Source organism: Bacillus sp. MMSF_3353 (assembly GCF_030733445.1).
GTDB lineage: Bacteria > Bacillota > Bacilli > Bacillales > Bacillaceae_G > Bacillus_A > Bacillus_A wiedmannii.
In genome coordinates this window covers 251610-266999 of the sequence record NZ_JASHJA010000005.1, presented here as the reverse complement: position 1 = coordinate 266999, position 15390 = coordinate 251610, and the positions used below count along the sequence as shown (strand labels likewise).

Genomic DNA, 15390 nt, shown 5'->3' with positions numbered 1-15390 from the left:
TCTTATATTTTTTTAAAACGTTAATTCATAATGGAAATAACGATTATCTCTCAAATAACCATTTTCAGCATATAATCGCTGTGCTGATAAATTATCAATCTCCGTTTGTAATTTTACACCTTTTGCACCATTTTCTAATGCAAATTCTTTAGCAGCTTCTAATAATTTTTTACCTGTTCCCGCTCCGCGCTTAGTTGCTTGTACAAATAAATCATTTAAAATCCATAATTCTTTCATCGAAATGGAAGAAAATGATGGATATAATTGTGTGAAGCCAATATATTCGCCGTCTTCAACTGCCACAAAAATAACGGATTCTTTTCTCTCGATTCGATTTCGCAAAAATACTTTTGCTCCTTCTAAATCGGAATCTTGTCTATAAAACATACGATAGTTATTAAAAACTGATGCTAGTCCATCTAAATCTGCAATTGTTGCCTCATATATTCTCATTTTACTCCATTCCCCTTCCAATACTGTCTCATTATATCCGTTGCCCATTTAGGCTGTACAATTTCTTCTTTCGGCATAAACTCTTTCATTATCGGCTTTATATCCAATATAGGTGTGCCATCAATAGCATCTAACCCCTCAACAATAATTGATTTACCTTCTCTTTTGATCACCTTTACAATTGTTGCTCCTATACGATTCGGACGATTTTTCCCGCGCTGTGCAAAAATGCCTACTTTAGGATAATCATTATTATTTCTAGGATGTCTAGCAAAATATTGAATTTGTTCATCAGTTACTTTATGAAAATAAAAAACAACTTCAATATGAGAAAAATCTTCAATCCCTTGTATACTTTCCTCAGTATATATTTCAGTTAAAGTAATATAGGATCTTACTTCTCCCCACTCATCATCTTTTATTTCCTTTCTTTCATTATGTACAAATGCGATTGGTTGAACTGAAAACATACGCATTCCCCCTTAAATGTAACCACTTACATTATAAAGTATTTTCAGAATGTTTTCCACAAACACGAAATAGGTTACATAATATAATTATGATCTATTTCGTAAAGCGAAATTAACTGCTTCAACTGCATGTATATAAGTTGTGTCGAATATCGGAACTGATACGTCTTCCTGCTTTATTAATAATCCTATTTCTGTACAACCTAATATAATTCCTTGGGCCCCTTCTTGTACTAGCTCTTCTATAACTCTTTTATAATACTCTCTAGATTGAGATGTTATCTTTCCTAAACATAATTCTGTATATATTACTTCGTTTATCTTTTCTCTATCCTTTTCTGATGGAACCATTACTTTTATACGATTCTCTTCTATGCGTAATTTATAAAAGTCTTGCTCCATTGTATATTTAGTTCCAAGCAAACCAACCCTTTGAATATCTTTCCTTTTAATTTCTTTCGCAGTTGCATCAGCGATATGTAAGACTGGAATATGAATATTCTCCTTTATTTTCTCAACTACTTTATGCATTGTATTTGTGCAAATAATTATAAAATCTGCTCCTCCCCTCTGTAACGAATATGCCGCATTTCCTAATATTTCTCCTGCTCCATTCCAATCTCCGTTAGACTGGAATCGTTCAATCTCTTCAAAGTCCACACTATTAATCATACATTTTGCTGAATGTAATCCTCCCAATCTCTCTTTTATTTCTTCATTTATGATTCGATAATATTCAGAAGTTGATTCCCAACTCATACCACCAATTAAACCTATTGTTTTCATTACACAACACCCACCTTATACTGTTTTTTTAAAACTAATCACAACATTTTATTATGTATATTATACACAATAAAACAAGACTTTACGTTTATAATATAAAGTCTTGTTTTAACTATTTCCAAGGAAATTTTATAAGAATATTCTGAAATTATTTTTTTGATGTTTTTATAAAATCTTCATATTGATAATGAAAACATTCTCGATACAACTGTTTAATCTCATCATATGATGGCACACGTGGATTATTTGCTGGACTTCCACTTTCAATTGCATCTGATGCCATTTTAGAAATAGCTGTTTCAAATTCAACTTCACCAATTCCGTATTCTTTTAAATTTGGAATACGAAGATCAAAACAAAGTTTTTTTATTTCCCTCAGCGTGTAGTCGGCTACTTCTTCATCACAATAGGAATACAAATCTTTATTTAAACAACGTCCAATATCCGCTAGTCTTTTTACTGCACTAATTTTTGTATATTGTAAAACTGTAGGTAATAGTATTGCATTCGATATACCATGTGGTACATGAAATAACGCTCCTACCGGCCTTGACATTCCATGAACTAACGTAACAGATGCATTGGAAAATGCGATTCCAGCTTGTAAGGAAGCAATCATCATCGCTTCTCTTGCCTCCATATTCTCTCCATCCTCATATGCAATACGTAAATATTTCATAATACTTTCAATAGCAGAAAGTGCAAGTACATCGGTAAGTGATTGTGAAACTTTAGAAATATATGCTTCGACTGCATGACATAATGCATCTATCCCTGTTGCTGCTGTAATATGAGGTGGTACCGAACGCGTTAATATTGGGTCAATAATCGCTACTTGCGGTGTGAAATTTGGATGCTTCATCATCATTTTTACATCTGTTCGTTTATTCGTAATTACTGCTACACTTGTTACTTCCGATCCAGTACCAGAAGTTGTTGGGATTGCAATTAGTGGTAGCGGATCGTTGTCTATTTCCATATCTTTTTGGACATAATCTTCCACTTCTCCACCATTTGTATATAACACCGCAACTGCTTTCGCTGCATCAATACAACTTCCACCACCAATACCAATAATAAAATCACACTTTCCTTCTTTACAAAGTGTTAACGCTTCTAACACGTGTATATTTGTAGGCTCAGCATTTACTTTATTATATGTACTAACAGTAATACCTTTCGTATTTAATTGTTGTATACACCTCTCAACATATCCTAAATTCTCCATAATTGTATCCGTAACTATAAACGCTCTTTTCCCCAACTTCTTAGATTGTTCCCCCAGCTTTTCAAGCGAATTTCTTCCATATAATACGGACTTCGGCATACGAAACTCAGCAACTTCTTGCAAGTACTCCACCCCTTCTTACCTTAATTAATGTTTTAGTTTATAAAATATCGACTTAATAAATTCCTGTTGCAGTATAGAATGCAATTACTAAAAATACGGCAACCGTTTTCAAAACTGTAATGGCAAAAATATCTTTATATGACTGTTTATGTGTTAAACCTGTTACTGTAAGAATAGTAATAATAGCTCCGTTATGTGGTAATGTATCCATTCCTCCCGATGCCATTGACACGATACGGTGCATTACTTCTAATGGAATATCAAATTGATTGGCCGCTGCAATAAACTTATCTCCCATCGCACTTAAAACAATTCCCATTCCTCCTGATGCAGAGCCTGTAATTCCAGCTAAAATATTCGTCGTTACAGCTCCATTCACTAGAGGATTCGTGAATGTGGCAGAAATGCCGTCTCTCATAATCGCGAAACCTGGAAGTGCTGCGATGACACCACCGAATCCAAACTCAGCACCTGTATTCATCGTTGCAAGTAACGCTCCACCAATACTTGTATTCAATCCAGCTTGAAATCCTGTTACTACTCGTTTCCAATATAATAATAACGTTGTTACAATACCTATAATAAGTGCTAATTCTACTGACCAGATTCCAACTACTGCACTTAATTCTACTTTTCCAAATGCTTTCATACCAATTTCAGAAAAATCAAAACCATCTGGATACCACTTCGGTATCATAATAGTAAAAACTTTATTCATTACACCTACTAAAATAAGTGGTATAAAAGCAATCACTTGCTGAACTCTTGTAATTTCAATGCTTTTAAGCACCGGCATATCTTTTTGTTCTACTTGCAAAGAAGCTGCCATTTCAGTATCCCCATCGTTAAAACCAAAATACCCTTCTCCTGCCGCCTTCGCCTTCTTACGTCTACTCTCTAAATATAGTAATCCTAACGTCAGTACAAAAATTGCCCCTACAATACCCAGTATCGGTGCAGCATAAATGTCCGTTTTAAAAAATGTTGTAGGTATTACGTTTTGAATTTGTGGTGATCCAGGTAGCGCATCCATCGTAAACGTGACCGCTCCAAGTACAATCGTTCCAGGGATTAAACGCTTCGGAATATTCGCTTGTCGAAACAGCTTAGCTGCGAACGGATATACAGCAAACACTACTACGTACACACTAACGCCACTATACGTTAAAATAGCACCCATTAATACAATCGCTAAAATTGTACGTTTTTCACCAACTAACTCTATAATTGTCTTTGCAATCGAGTCTGCAATTCCTGACATTTCTACTACTTTCCCAAATATTGCCCCAAGTAAAAATACAGGGAAATATAGTTTAATAAACCCTACCATTTTCTCCATAAAGATATTCGAAAAGAAAGGTAATACAAAACTAGGCTCTGTCAAAAATACGGCAAATAATGCAAATATCGGTGCAAATAAAATAACAGAAAACCCTCTATATGCTACAAACATAAGTAAACTAAGTGCTAATAATATAATAACTAGCTCCAATCATACCCCTCCTTTTAAACTGAAAATTCAAACTTTTGTCGATAAACTTCTACTAATCTTTTATTTCTGACATCCCTCCTCTTATTCATACAAATTTTTCATGCTAAAAATGTCTAATTATAAGTATTCGATTACATATGAAAAATCCCTTTAAACATAAAGTGAAACTTTAATCAGTGGGGGTTTTGTTCATCCCCCACTGATTATTAGTTGAACCAATCGGACGTTTACGGACAGTTGATCCCCACCTAACTTCTTTGCTCCAACTGAATTTTGAGGTGGGAGTTTTACTGTCCGTTAACGCGGGATAAACGAATTCATCGTCATACGTTATAAAGGGATTGCTAGTCTCTATATTTACTGCTTTATCAAACTATTGTCTACACAAAAATGATGTAGTTCTTTTACATCATTTACTATATGAGTTGCACCAACTTCAGTCAATTCTGTTTTACTACCATAACCATATAAAACGCCGATTGAAGCAATTTCATTATTATTCGCACCGATTATATCGTGCTTTCTATCTCCAATCATAACAATTTCTTCTTTATTTAGGCCTTCATTTGTTTGTAAAATATGAGCAATGATTGCTTCTTTTTTTATTCTCGTACCATCTAAATTACTTCCAATGATATCTTCAAAATAAACCGTTAATTGAAAATGATCTAGTACTTGTTTTGCAAATACAGTAGGTTTTGAAGTTGCTATAAATAAACGATTTCTGGTATCTTTTAATTGTTTTAAAAGATTTGGAATACCATCGTATACCTTATTTTCTAACAATCCACGCTGCTTTAAATATTCTCTGAAATAAAAAACAGCGCGTTCTACTTCTCCTTCATTCATATTGTATCTCTCTATGAATGATTGCTGGATGGGTGGACCAATAAATGAATCTAACTCGCTTACATGTAATTCTTCAATTCCAACCTTTTTTAATGCATATAATACTGAATTTATAATTCCTTCTTTCGGATCCGTCAATGTTCCATCTAGGTCAAATAGAAATGTTGTGTACAAATTTAATCCCCCGCTCCTATTTAATTTACATATTATATAGAAGGCTTTTTCATGCCTACCTTTTACTATACTACCATTATTTATCTTTTCGGAAATTTCTTCTTCTATGTCACATACGTTCAGTTACAAAATGTAATAGATATGATAAAGTAAAAAAGTTACAATTAACTAAATAGAAACTGGTGAACTAAATGTCAATTACCTTAATATTTATTCTGGCTTTCACAATTATTATCCACGCAGTCGAAACAAGTTCTTATAGTATTCGATTAGCCGGTGTTCGTTTAAAAAAGATTGTCGTTGCCTTATCCGTCGTAGGGATGGTACTGCTTATTTCAAGAACATCTAACTTACTACAAGCCTTTTTAATTGGCGGGATTGTCGATGAAGCAAAACTAGATTCTTCTATTGATTTAGAGCATATTATACGGCTCGTTCTATTATCTGCCTCTGTCGGTACACTGCTTGCGATTATTCTGTACCCAACTTTGACAAAACTATTTGGATATGTCATTCGAAACTTTGAAACAGACGGTTCTTTCATTCGAATGATGAAAACAAATAACATTCAAAAATTAAAGTATACAAAAAAATATGTACGATTTCCAAAATTAGAAATGATTCATAGACTACGTATTGGTGGTATTCCAAAACGTATTATGCTTATTAACATGTTTGCTACTGCAATTTATACAGCTGGTGTTCTTTCAGCCCTTTACGCTTCTTTTTTAAATCCAGATTATGCAACAAATGCAAGTACAGCTTCTGGACTTGTGAATGGTTTCGCTACTATTTTATTAACAGTGTTACTCGATCCACGTATTGCACTTTTAACAGAACGTGCTTTACAATCAGAAAATGGCGTTGAATCTATGAGTAAAATGTATGGTTGGCTAATGATATCTAGACTTCTCGGTACATTATTAGCACAGCTACTATTTGTACCAGGTGCTTACTGGATTTTATGGATTATTGAACTGATGCATTAATTTACTAGAAAGGTAGATTTATCAATGAATATAAAAACAGAGCAAGATATAATTCGCTTAATAGAAAACGACGAATGGATGATGGGTATATTACAAATGGCAAAATCACTAGAGCTACCAGATTGGTGGATTTGCGCCGGATTTGTTCGCTCTAAAATTTGGGATACTTTACATGACTACGAAATACGAACGGCTACACCAGATATTGATGTCATTTATTTTGATCAATTACATACAGATGAGGTATATGAGCAATCACTAGAGAAAGCACTGGTAAATATGGATGCTTCTATACCTTGGTCGGTAAAAAATCAAGCTCGTATGCATGTAGTGAATAATATGCCACCGTATTCTTCTTCTGTTGATGCTATTTCTAAATTTCCTGAAACAGCAACTGCTTTAGGAGTTACACTTGATGAATTAAACAACGTCATATTAACGGCCCCATGCGGTATTGAAGATGTACTTTCCTTACAAGTGAGGCCAACAGCTCATTTTCTTGAAACAAAAGAGCGATTACATATGTACAACACTAGAGTTAATAAAAAGAAATGGCAAAACATATGGCCTAACATTGCAATCACTTATCCTAAAATCTAAAAAAGGAGCTTCTCATTATACGAAGCTCCCTTTCTATTTTATTTCAAAAACTGAATGACTATTTCCGCAAATCGATCTGCTTCTTCATAATGCGGTGTATGACCACTCTCTTCGAATACAATACAATCCCCATTTTGAGCATCTTTATTAAATATTTCAATTTGTTTTTCACACGTTACTGCATCATGTTTTCCTACAATTAATAACATTGGATTTTGTATATCTTTTATTTTTTGTAATAATGAAGTATGAACTGCTCCTTCTATTTTTAATCTATCAAAATGAATTTTGGAGCGATTTGAAAATACTTCCCACTCTTCATCACTATACAAACTCTCGTCTGTCACATCTTCCTTATAATTGTAAATCTCCATTCTATTTTCTTCTAATTCATTGCTTAGTCTTATATAAGCTTCTAGCAACTCTTCTGAAGTAGCATTGCTAGATGAATAAGCGATAGACTCTTCTGCTACTTCTTCTTTTCCATACTTTTTTAATAAATGCCCTGTCTTTTGTAACAAAGCTCTACTTGTTAATGCAAAATCAAAAGTTGGCGCTTCAAATATGATTTTCTCTATTGAACTTGGATATATCGACGCATAAAACAATGCTAAATATCCACCGAAAGAATGTCCAATGACAGACCATTTCTCAATTTGTAATACTTTTTTTAGTTCCTCACAGTCTTCAATCAAATCATTTAATCCAAAAGCTTCGTCCTCAGTAATTTCTTCTGAGCGACAAACACCTCTTTGATCTATCATTATTACATATAAAGAATCTTTTAAACGTTCCGCTTGATGAAATGAAAAATCATAGCAACTTTCTCCTGGTCCACCATGCAAGTATAGGACTGGTTTATTTTTAGGATTTCCATGCGTTTCAACGTATAGTTTTTCCCCTCTAATATTCATATATTTTCCTACTTTTATCAAATTCGCTTTTATGACCATCACCTTCTTTTTTTACTGAATATTATAACATTTAATTTTAAATAATCCCTATTACATTTAAAAAGACGATGATTATTGCAAGTGGTGCTATAAATCGAAGTAAAAACGCCCAACAAATAAATACTTTCTTTCCATAATTTCCCCCTACAAAAAACTCTGCTTCTAGTACCTTCTTTTCCATTTTGAATGAAACGAAAATACTAATAAATAGTGCACCAAGTGGCATTAGTATATTACTAGATAAGAAGTCTACTGCATCAAAAATATTCTTTCCGAAAATCGTAATATCACTCCATACTCCAAATGATAACGCGGATGGTATACCTACTAAGAAAATGCCGAAACCGATTATCCATGATAATTTCGTTCTTTTTTCTTGTTCACCATTTGCTAATGCTGAAACAACTGTCTCTAGTAGAGAAAATGCCGATGTTAATGTTGCAAATGTAAATAGTGCAAGAAATACTGTTAAGAACAACCCACCGAATGGAATTTGACTAAATACAGATGGTAATACGATAAATAGTAATCCAGGTCCTTCTGTCGGCTCCATTCCTAATGAAAATACGGCCGGAAAGATAGCAAGACCTGCAAATAATGAAACAAATAAATTCAATCCAACAATTGTAACTGCTGATTTTGGTAAACTTTCTTTTTTATTTAAATACGAGCTATAGGTAACCATAATCGAAATCCCGATACTAATCGCAAAAAATGATTGTCCCATCGCGAATAAAATACTTTCTGAAGTAATCTTTGAAAAATCTGGTTGTAAGAAAAACTTCACACCTTGTATTGCATTATCAAGTGTTAATGAACGAATAATAAGAGCAACAAATAAAACAAACAATGCTGGCAACATATATTTACTTGCTTTTTCAATTCCATTTTGTACACCCTTTGATACAACCCAAATCGTAATGAACATAAAAGCGAAATGTCCCATAATCGCCCAAGCGGGATTTCCAATTGTTTCAGTAAATAACGCTCCATAATTTTGTCCCGGAGTAATAAGTTGTCCCGTTATTCCTCTGAATAAATAAATTAACACCCATCCACCTACAACACTATAAAACGAAAGTAGTATAAAACATGTTCCAACGCCAAGGCGTCCAATCCAGTGCCATCCTGTATTAGGTGCGATACTTTTAAATGCTCCAACTGCTTGTTTCTGTGTACTGCGCCCAATCATAAATTCAGCTATAAGTAGTGGTAATCCAATTAATACAGTAAATAATATAAAGATTAAAAAGAATGCCCCTCCCCCACTCTTCCCAGCGATATAAGGAAACTTCCATATTGCGCCAAGTCCAATTGCTGATCCTGCTGCAGCCATTATAAAACCTAATTTCGAAGTCCATTGCTCCGTCTGTTTCATCTTATTTTCCTCCTAGATAAATTACTTTATATAAATAATTAAATTTTATAAACCAATCCGAATAAACCCTCCATTTCTATTTCCATAAAATAAAAAAATGGCTCAACGTCTCTATATAAAGAGACGCTAAGCCATTTACTTAACGCGGTACCACCCTTATTGATTCCATTATGAATCCACCTTAGTAGTAATCGTTTGATTACAAACCTAATATCGAAGGTTAACCGTTAAGATTTACTAAGAATGTGATTCCGTTCCACCTTACTGCTCCTAGGCGAGTTCAGGATGTCATTTGACTATGTCACACCAACCCATAGCTCTCTGTACAAATACACGACCTTACTACTCCTATTCAACACATTTAAATATTTAGAATATATTTTCTTTTGAAATTAATATGAATTATATCGGTTATATTTATAACTGTCAAGGGATATATTAAAATTTGTTGAGAAACCTTTTTATTATCCTTCGTCAGACAAAGCATCATCGTAATCCTGTAATTCTTCCATAATTTCTTTTAACCGGTCAATATTATTTATAAATTCGCCGTAAGAAATTTCTTGGTAATCGAAAATTCCCTCACCGTATTCATCGCTATCAAATATTTTCACTTCCGCACCTAACTTCAACAAGTTATCAACTAATTCCTTTAAATTTTCCATATCATCAATATCATTTGCATCTGTTTCGGCAAAAAAATCTTTGTTTTCAATTTTATTTTTTATCTCTGTAATTCCTAAACCGGTGTACTTTCTTAATGGTACTACACATTTACTAAATAAACCATTAGAGCTTATTTTAATTGCCATTTTACTCATCTATTATTCTCCTTTCCATTAAAATTCTTCTAAATAGTTTGGATTAACAGGTTTACCAGGTGCATTTTTACTATACCTTCCGCCATGCCACCAATTTTCAAATGATTTCCACCAGCTACTTGATCAGGATTAAGAAGAGCTGCTTGTGTCTTCATCCATTTTTTAGCATTTATTTCAGCTTCTTCTCTAGATAGCCCTTCTCTTCTAAATTCTTTTGTTTTTTGCTTAATTGTTTTCCCTTTCAGCTTGTTGAGCTGCATTTCCTTCTATTGCTCTACCTTTATCAATAAAATACTCTCGATTTTTCTGGTACTCATATACAGTTAATTCATTCATACCTTTTTCTTAATCCTTTAACTGTCTTGCAAATTTCTCTAAATCGAATTTAGTTTTATAATTAAAGTTTATTTCAATTTCATCAATTCGCGCAACATTATCTAGCTTCCTCACTTCACCCGCACGCTTATAGTTGTTATCTAACGATAATTTTTAATTAGGGATTTTTTCAATACACTCAACAAAAGAGACCTCAAATATGAGGTCTCTTTTGTTGAGTCTTCTTCATCTATAACTTCCTCTTTACTTATTCAATATCAGACAATCTTCCTTATTGAAATATAATAAAATCCTAATAAAAACGCGTTCTTCAAAAAGTTCTTTTTCTGCCCTTCGAATCTAGTAAAACGGCTATAAGATATTACAAATTTAAGCTACGCTTAACTTGTACTAATAAATTCATTAATTCATTTCTTTCTGGATTTTTTTCCACTTCTTTTTTCACGTGTTCTTCCAAATAATTATAAAAAGTTTCAAAGTCCAAATACACTTGTTGTTCAGACTCCACAGCTGGAGAATCTAATTCAACTAACACATGCTTATCATCTAAAGGTGTAGGTAGCTGTGACATATCAAATTCATCTAAATCAGACTGAAAATGAACAAATACTATTTCTTGTCCAAACCCCTCTTTTTTTACAAAAAAACTCAAAGCTCTTTCCAAGTACTTACCGTTTATAAAGTTAAAATATATTGACATCAATTCATCGTTTTTCTCTTTATCTTCAATAAATTCAAAATTACTATTCATTTTATCCTCCTATAAATATTGTATCTTATAATATCAGTCTAGAATTGGGAAAAAGTTAGTTATCTCCCCAGCATCATTTAAATAACCTCTGAACTTTAATTCATTTGAGCAGTACCTTCAACAAGCCTACCATTTATTGTTCCCTTTTCCATTGCTTCTTTTCCCCACTGATATATCTTATCATCACTAATCATTGCTGGATCATATATTGTTTTAGGCTCCTTAATATTTTTATATGAAACAGGTTCGGCAATATTTCCAGCCATATCTTTTCTAGGTATTTTGTATTCTATCTCATAAATCCCTTCAATTGAAGAATGTGATTTTTTAGATATAATTAAGTCTTCTACATCAACACCCTGATTTTTCAAAGCATTGTAAAATTCATCCATGTTATGTCCACCACTAACTCCTTTCTTAGTGCTTATATTCTCAACATTTTTTAAATGATTTTTAGCATTATCTCCAAATTTAAAGTTATTAGCTCCAACCGTACCCTTAACAACCTTACTCTCCATATACTGATAAGCCTCTTTCAAAGAATACTGTCCTCCTCCTGAGACCTTTCCTACTCCAGCCATGGCGAAGCCTTTTCCCTCGCCTGGGATCCATTTGTATACCAGTAATGTTTTTACTGCGTGCTCGATCTTTTCATTCCCCTGCAAGAAGGTTGTTTTTACGGTTGTGGCACCTTTGTTCCATAGACTTCCGATTTTATCGGCAAAGCCTTTTGCTGTCGAGGCTACAAAGTTTACACCTTCTGTTACTTTGTGGCTGGCTGTTTTTATGCCATCGACAGCTGCTTTTTAGTAGATACTTTTTATTTTCTCAATCTAACAAAATATTAACTTTTTTATTATATCTTATTTCTATACTAAGACGAAAAAAGCACTTGTTGCCTTTCATAGACAATCAAGTGCTTTAAGTTCATATGTTTTTTAAGTAACATTAAATTTGTAAGTTTTATAGTAACAATATGACACCTTTTACATGTCATGACAACTACTACATTAAAACTTACGAGTTTGTACGAGTTCGTTTATTTCATATACATTCCATGTGTTTTATATTCGTCGCCCAATAAAATGTCATCTCGCCTAAGCTCGTACTTCTTTTTCTATTCTATCATTGTATACAGTACTCTATGATGATACAACTATCATGAGCTTTTTACTCTTATTTAATCAGCTAATATAATCAATCCTTTATAAATATCACTATTCTGCTGAAGGATTATAATCAACCTCTACATTTTTTAGTCCTTCTATTACTTTATTTATTCTTCTCGATAAGTCTTTTATTTCTTCTAAAGTTAATTCATCTCCTGCTTCTTGTGGATTAAACATGCTTAATCTCTTTGTTATACCTTCAATGCGCCCAACAAAAACTTTCTCATGGCCGATTGCAATTTCTCCAATAGCAGTATCAACAATAACATCTTCTATCTTACCTAAGTTATCAAATTCACCCGCTAGTTTTGCTATAGCATACCTATATCCCCTGTCTTCATCTAACAACTCTTCATATGTCTCCTGAATCGCATCAAATAATTCATTATACTCCCAGTCTTTCATCAGTCTTCCCCTCCAAAAAAATTAAATTTAAGGAATAATTCTATTACCATTGTTGTGTATGACTTCTAATTCAATATTTTTATATTTAGTAGCAAACTCTGCTATGACTTTACTGCAACTGTCGCAAATATCCAATTCTGTAAATAACTTAATTTTTCCAGTAGCTTGTGTATTCTCTCCAAGCCTAGAAGCAATATCATTTAGTATTTTATACTCCGTATCTGTATTCCTTAAATAACTCTCTCCCTCTTTACCAACTGCTTCTGTAGCTTTAAACATTGGATTTTCAGGTTGTAAAGAAATATCAGGCACCTTATGCTCAAGATTTCCTTTGAGTTCATTTATGCTACTTTGAGCATAAAATTCAGATTTACTTATCCCACTGACATCCACTTCTGCAACAGCAAAATTACCAGATTTCTTATACCTACTTGTTAAATTCCCTCTTATTTCTTTCACTCTATCAATTATATGTGCTTCTGTTACTGAATCTATTTGTCTCGTTGGATACACTTTTCCCGTACCCTTATTTAAAACCAAAAGCGATAATTGGGTTACCAATTATCGCTTACTAAGTCAAACCATTTGATGTACTATAAAGTAACAAGTATTTTATTATCTATGATAGTTCTAAAATTGGTGTAATTCCTCATCATGTTATTACCATATGCACTAACTGCTTCATTACCATACACCATACTTTCATAGTTATCTTTAAATTCTTTTTTTATTGACTCTTCCAAACTGTCATAGTATCTTTTGATAGCTTCCTCTGCCAATTCACGTGACCCGTGCTTTAATATAAAATTAATATCTACCATATAACCCTTTTGAGGATAAAAACCCCTTTCAACAACCTCTTTTACAAAGTTGTTCAAATCATTCGTGCACCTTTCTACAATTGGCATAAATACACTATTTAACCAATTGATGAATTCGTTAACTGTCCGCTCCCACTCTTCCTCATTTGCTATGTTCCAATATAACTGATTGCTTGGTAGATTGTACTGACGTGTATTAATATGAAATATTTTATCTTTAGATTTTAAAGGAAGAATTGCGCATTCACCATAAAATACTACATTTTTATCAGATATATTATTCCAACTTGTATAAAAGGATACCTTATAAATGAAATTTTTATCTTTTTTACTCATCCAATGACCCGACTTAGAATATTTCCAACCATTATCTAAATACTTTTCAGATATTAGATTACATACGCGCTCAAATGCTTTATTCGCTTTCATATTACATCTCCAATTCAAACTACCTAAGATTCATATATTTTAAACTCAATCCTTAAATCTTGAGTATTCTTCCTAAAAGTCTCCAGTCATCTGCAACAACGTGCAAATTTGATTTCTGTAATATTTCATAAAAACGAAATCTTTTTTCTTCATTCTATAAAGCTTCCACTAACACCTCATCTAATGGACAAATTTCTAGTAAACTCATTGAACTTCACTCTTTATGTGAAATAATTTCGCCACCTTACTTAAAGTAAGATGGCGAATGTTAAATCCGTTATTTTTGAATATTGATTACTGGTACTTCATTTGTATTATTAGTTCTATTTACTAGATTTAGGTAGAAATGCGATACTGTAGTAGTATAATATGGCGAAATCCAAAGATATGGGAGATTTAGGGTAAATATTCCCACCAATGAACCTAAAATAAACCATCCAATGAAACTTAGCCAAGTGATAAATAAATCTAACTTATGTCCTTTCATCATCATTTTACTTTTTTTAATTGCCTCACTTGCTGTACATTCTGGATCCTCTAACATAATGTAGTAAGCCATAGAATAAGAGAAAAATTTAATAATACCTGGAACTATGAACAAAAGACTCCATAAGCTAATAAATATTGTTTGTAAGATACCTAGTTTCATAGCTCTAAATATATTCTTTGAATTGAAACCCGTAAACAGATCACCTATTGTGGTAGATTCATTTTTCGCTAAACCTAATGTGATTGTATAATAGCCGTAACTCATAACACTCTGTACAACAATATAAAGAATAGAAATAATAACCCATACAATAATTTGAGATAAAATTAATCCAAAATTAATTTGAGGTTCGCCATATGAATGATATACAAAGTTCTCAGGTCCTATAACATCTATAAACAAACCAAAAATTAGAAATACTACTATACCAATGATATACATACTTGCTACGGGAATGAGATAATTAAGAAACGTTGAACCTACCCCTAATCCCCATCGGCCTTTCAATGAGGCTAATGCTTCCCTTTTTAAATTGCTAATCATCTTTTTTCCACCTTTCAAATTCTTTATTATGCATAGTGTGGCTTTAATGAATAATTAATGAGTTTAGTAAAATTTAAAATTCTACTAAACTCATTAATATTTACTCCTTATACGAAATAATTTCGCCATC

The 15390-nt window shown here is 32.8% G+C and carries 17 protein-coding genes, 3 pseudogenes and 1 other annotated feature; of the genes and pseudogenes, 2 read left to right on the top strand and 18 right to left on the bottom strand.

Going from position 1 to position 15390, the window contains the following annotated elements:
* Window positions 1-12 precede the first annotated feature (12 nt).
* The 6 genes from RBB48_RS14845 to RBB48_RS14820 all read right to left on the bottom strand — a co-directional run bounded on the left by RBB48_RS14845 (window position 13) and on the right by RBB48_RS14820 (window position 5575).
* Window positions 13-453, bottom strand: a complete 441-nt coding sequence (locus tag RBB48_RS14845; protein WP_061679521.1) for a GNAT family N-acetyltransferase — start codon at window positions 451-453, stop codon at window positions 13-15.
* Window positions 450-923, bottom strand: a complete 474-nt coding sequence (locus tag RBB48_RS14840; protein WP_087982557.1) for an SAM-dependent methyltransferase — start codon at window positions 921-923, stop codon at window positions 450-452. Before RBB48_RS14840 ends, RBB48_RS14845 begins: the two co-directional genes overlap by 4 nt.
* 87 nt (window positions 924-1010) lie before the next feature.
* Window positions 1011-1709 carry an aspartate/glutamate racemase family protein gene (locus RBB48_RS14835; protein ID WP_098649408.1) on the bottom strand — a complete coding sequence of 233 codons (699 nt, stop codon included), beginning with the start codon at window positions 1707-1709 and terminating at the stop codon, window positions 1011-1013.
* Between the two features lie 148 nt (window positions 1710-1857).
* Entirely contained in the window at window positions 1858-3060 is a 1203-nt protein-coding gene (gene eutG, locus RBB48_RS14830) for an alcohol dehydrogenase EutG (RefSeq protein ID WP_088063241.1), read from the bottom strand.
* Between the two features lie 52 nt (window positions 3061-3112).
* Window positions 3113-4552, bottom strand: coding sequence for a GntP family permease (locus RBB48_RS14825; RefSeq protein WP_087982563.1), 1440 nt, complete (start codon window positions 4550-4552; stop codon window positions 3113-3115).
* Between the two features lie 357 nt (window positions 4553-4909).
* Window positions 4910-5575, bottom strand: coding sequence for an HAD family hydrolase (locus RBB48_RS14820; protein ID WP_306007809.1), 666 nt, complete (start codon window positions 5573-5575; stop codon window positions 4910-4912).
* Window positions 5576-5766: 191 nt separating this feature from the next.
* On the opposite strand from RBB48_RS14820, the gene RBB48_RS14815 reads away from it, so the two are divergent.
* Complete coding sequence (locus tag RBB48_RS14815; RefSeq protein ID WP_087982567.1) at window positions 5767-6564, top strand: lipid II flippase Amj family protein; 798 nt, start codon at window positions 5767-5769, stop codon at window positions 6562-6564.
* 24 nt (window positions 6565-6588) lie between these two features.
* Entirely contained in the window at window positions 6589-7164 is a 576-nt protein-coding gene (locus RBB48_RS14810; protein WP_306007808.1) for a nucleotidyltransferase family protein, read from the top strand.
* 38 nt (window positions 7165-7202) lie between these two features.
* Here RBB48_RS14810 and RBB48_RS14805 read toward each other — a convergent pair whose 3' ends face one another.
* The 12 genes and pseudogenes from RBB48_RS14805 to RBB48_RS14750 all read right to left on the bottom strand — a co-directional run bounded on the left by RBB48_RS14805 (window position 7203) and on the right by RBB48_RS14750 (window position 15260).
* Window positions 7203-8117, bottom strand: coding sequence for an alpha/beta fold hydrolase (locus tag RBB48_RS14805; RefSeq protein WP_306007807.1), 915 nt, complete (start codon window positions 8115-8117; stop codon window positions 7203-7205).
* 37 nt (window positions 8118-8154) lie between these two features.
* Window positions 8155-9495: a sodium-dependent transporter gene (locus RBB48_RS14800; protein WP_087982573.1), complete on the bottom strand. Its 1341-nt coding sequence runs from the start codon at window positions 9493-9495 to the stop codon at window positions 8155-8157.
* A gap of 116 nt (window positions 9496-9611) precedes the next feature.
* Window positions 9612-9860: a binding site (T-box leader), on the bottom strand.
* 99 nt (window positions 9861-9959) lie between these two features.
* Entirely contained in the window at window positions 9960-10316 is a 357-nt protein-coding gene (locus tag RBB48_RS14795) for a hypothetical protein (RefSeq protein WP_098204519.1), read from the bottom strand.
* A 29-nt stretch (window positions 10317-10345) separates the two neighbouring features.
* Window positions 10346-10652, bottom strand: a pseudogene (locus RBB48_RS14790) (polymorphic toxin type 15 domain-containing protein).
* Between the two features lie 361 nt (window positions 10653-11013).
* Complete coding sequence (locus RBB48_RS14785; protein WP_306007806.1) at window positions 11014-11403, bottom strand: hypothetical protein; 390 nt, start codon at window positions 11401-11403, stop codon at window positions 11014-11016.
* Between the two features lie 95 nt (window positions 11404-11498).
* Complete coding sequence (locus RBB48_RS14780) at window positions 11499-11921, bottom strand: CdiA family toxin C-terminal domain-containing protein (RefSeq protein ID WP_306007835.1); 423 nt, start codon at window positions 11919-11921, stop codon at window positions 11499-11501.
* A pseudogene (locus RBB48_RS14775) lies at window positions 11895-12209 on the bottom strand (WXG100 family type VII secretion target); the annotation flags it as partial. The gene RBB48_RS14780 and the pseudogene RBB48_RS14775, both read right to left, overlap by 27 nt.
* A 411-nt stretch (window positions 12210-12620) precedes the next feature.
* A complete protein-coding gene (locus tag RBB48_RS14770) occupies window positions 12621-12977 on the bottom strand; it encodes an Imm3 family immunity protein (RefSeq protein ID WP_098082497.1) in 357 nt (118 codons plus the stop codon).
* A gap of 27 nt (window positions 12978-13004) precedes the next feature.
* Window positions 13005-13490, bottom strand: a complete 486-nt coding sequence (locus RBB48_RS14765; protein ID WP_141499179.1) for a deaminase domain-containing protein — start codon at window positions 13488-13490, stop codon at window positions 13005-13007.
* Between the two features lie 80 nt (window positions 13491-13570).
* Complete coding sequence (locus tag RBB48_RS14760) at window positions 13571-14227, bottom strand: hypothetical protein (protein ID WP_097889502.1); 657 nt, start codon at window positions 14225-14227, stop codon at window positions 13571-13573.
* Between the two features lie 91 nt (window positions 14228-14318).
* Window positions 14319-14435, bottom strand: a pseudogene (locus RBB48_RS14755) (SseB family protein); the annotation flags it as partial.
* A gap of 69 nt (window positions 14436-14504) precedes the next feature.
* Window positions 14505-15260, bottom strand: a complete 756-nt coding sequence (locus RBB48_RS14750) for a DUF975 family protein (protein WP_306007805.1) — start codon at window positions 15258-15260, stop codon at window positions 14505-14507.
* Window positions 15261-15390: the final 130 nt, after the last annotated feature.

Bases quoted from the DNA above. Each gene is read 5' to 3' on its own strand.
- RBB48_RS14845 (WP_061679521.1), bottom strand. From the start codon at position 453: ATGAGAATATATGAGGCAACAATTGCAGATTTAGATGGACTAGCATCA.
- RBB48_RS14810 (WP_306007808.1), top strand. From the start codon at position 6,589: ATGAATATAAAAACAGAGCAAGATATAATTCGCTTAATAGAAAACGAC.
- RBB48_RS14795 (WP_098204519.1), bottom strand. From the start codon at position 10,316: ATGAGTAAAATGGCAATTAAAATAAGCTCTAATGGTTTATTTAGTAAA.
- RBB48_RS14800 (WP_087982573.1), bottom strand. From the start codon at position 9,495: ATGAAACAGACGGAGCAATGGACTTCGAAATTAGGTTTTATAATGGCT.
- RBB48_RS14840 (WP_087982557.1), bottom strand. From the start codon at position 923: ATGTTTTCAGTTCAACCAATCGCATTTGTACATAATGAAAGAAAGGAA.
- RBB48_RS14760 (WP_097889502.1), bottom strand. From the start codon at position 14,227: ATGAAAGCGAATAAAGCATTTGAGCGCGTATGTAATCTAATATCTGAA.
- RBB48_RS14815 (WP_087982567.1), top strand. From the start codon at position 5,767: ATGTCAATTACCTTAATATTTATTCTGGCTTTCACAATTATTATCCAC.
- RBB48_RS14750 (WP_306007805.1), bottom strand. From the start codon at position 15,260: ATGATTAGCAATTTAAAAAGGGAAGCATTAGCCTCATTGAAAGGCCGA.
- RBB48_RS14785 (WP_306007806.1), bottom strand. From the start codon at position 11,403: ATGAATAGTAATTTTGAATTTATTGAAGATAAAGAGAAAAACGATGAA.
- RBB48_RS14805 (WP_306007807.1), bottom strand. From the start codon at position 8,117: ATGGTCATAAAAGCGAATTTGATAAAAGTAGGAAAATATATGAATATT.
- RBB48_RS14780 (WP_306007835.1), bottom strand. From the start codon at position 11,921: ATGGAGAGTAAGGTTGTTAAGGGTACGGTTGGAGCTAATAACTTTAAA.
- RBB48_RS14835 (WP_098649408.1), bottom strand. From the start codon at position 1,709: ATGAAAACAATAGGTTTAATTGGTGGTATGAGTTGGGAATCAACTTCT.
- RBB48_RS14770 (WP_098082497.1), bottom strand. From the start codon at position 12,977: ATGAAAGACTGGGAGTATAATGAATTATTTGATGCGATTCAGGAGACA.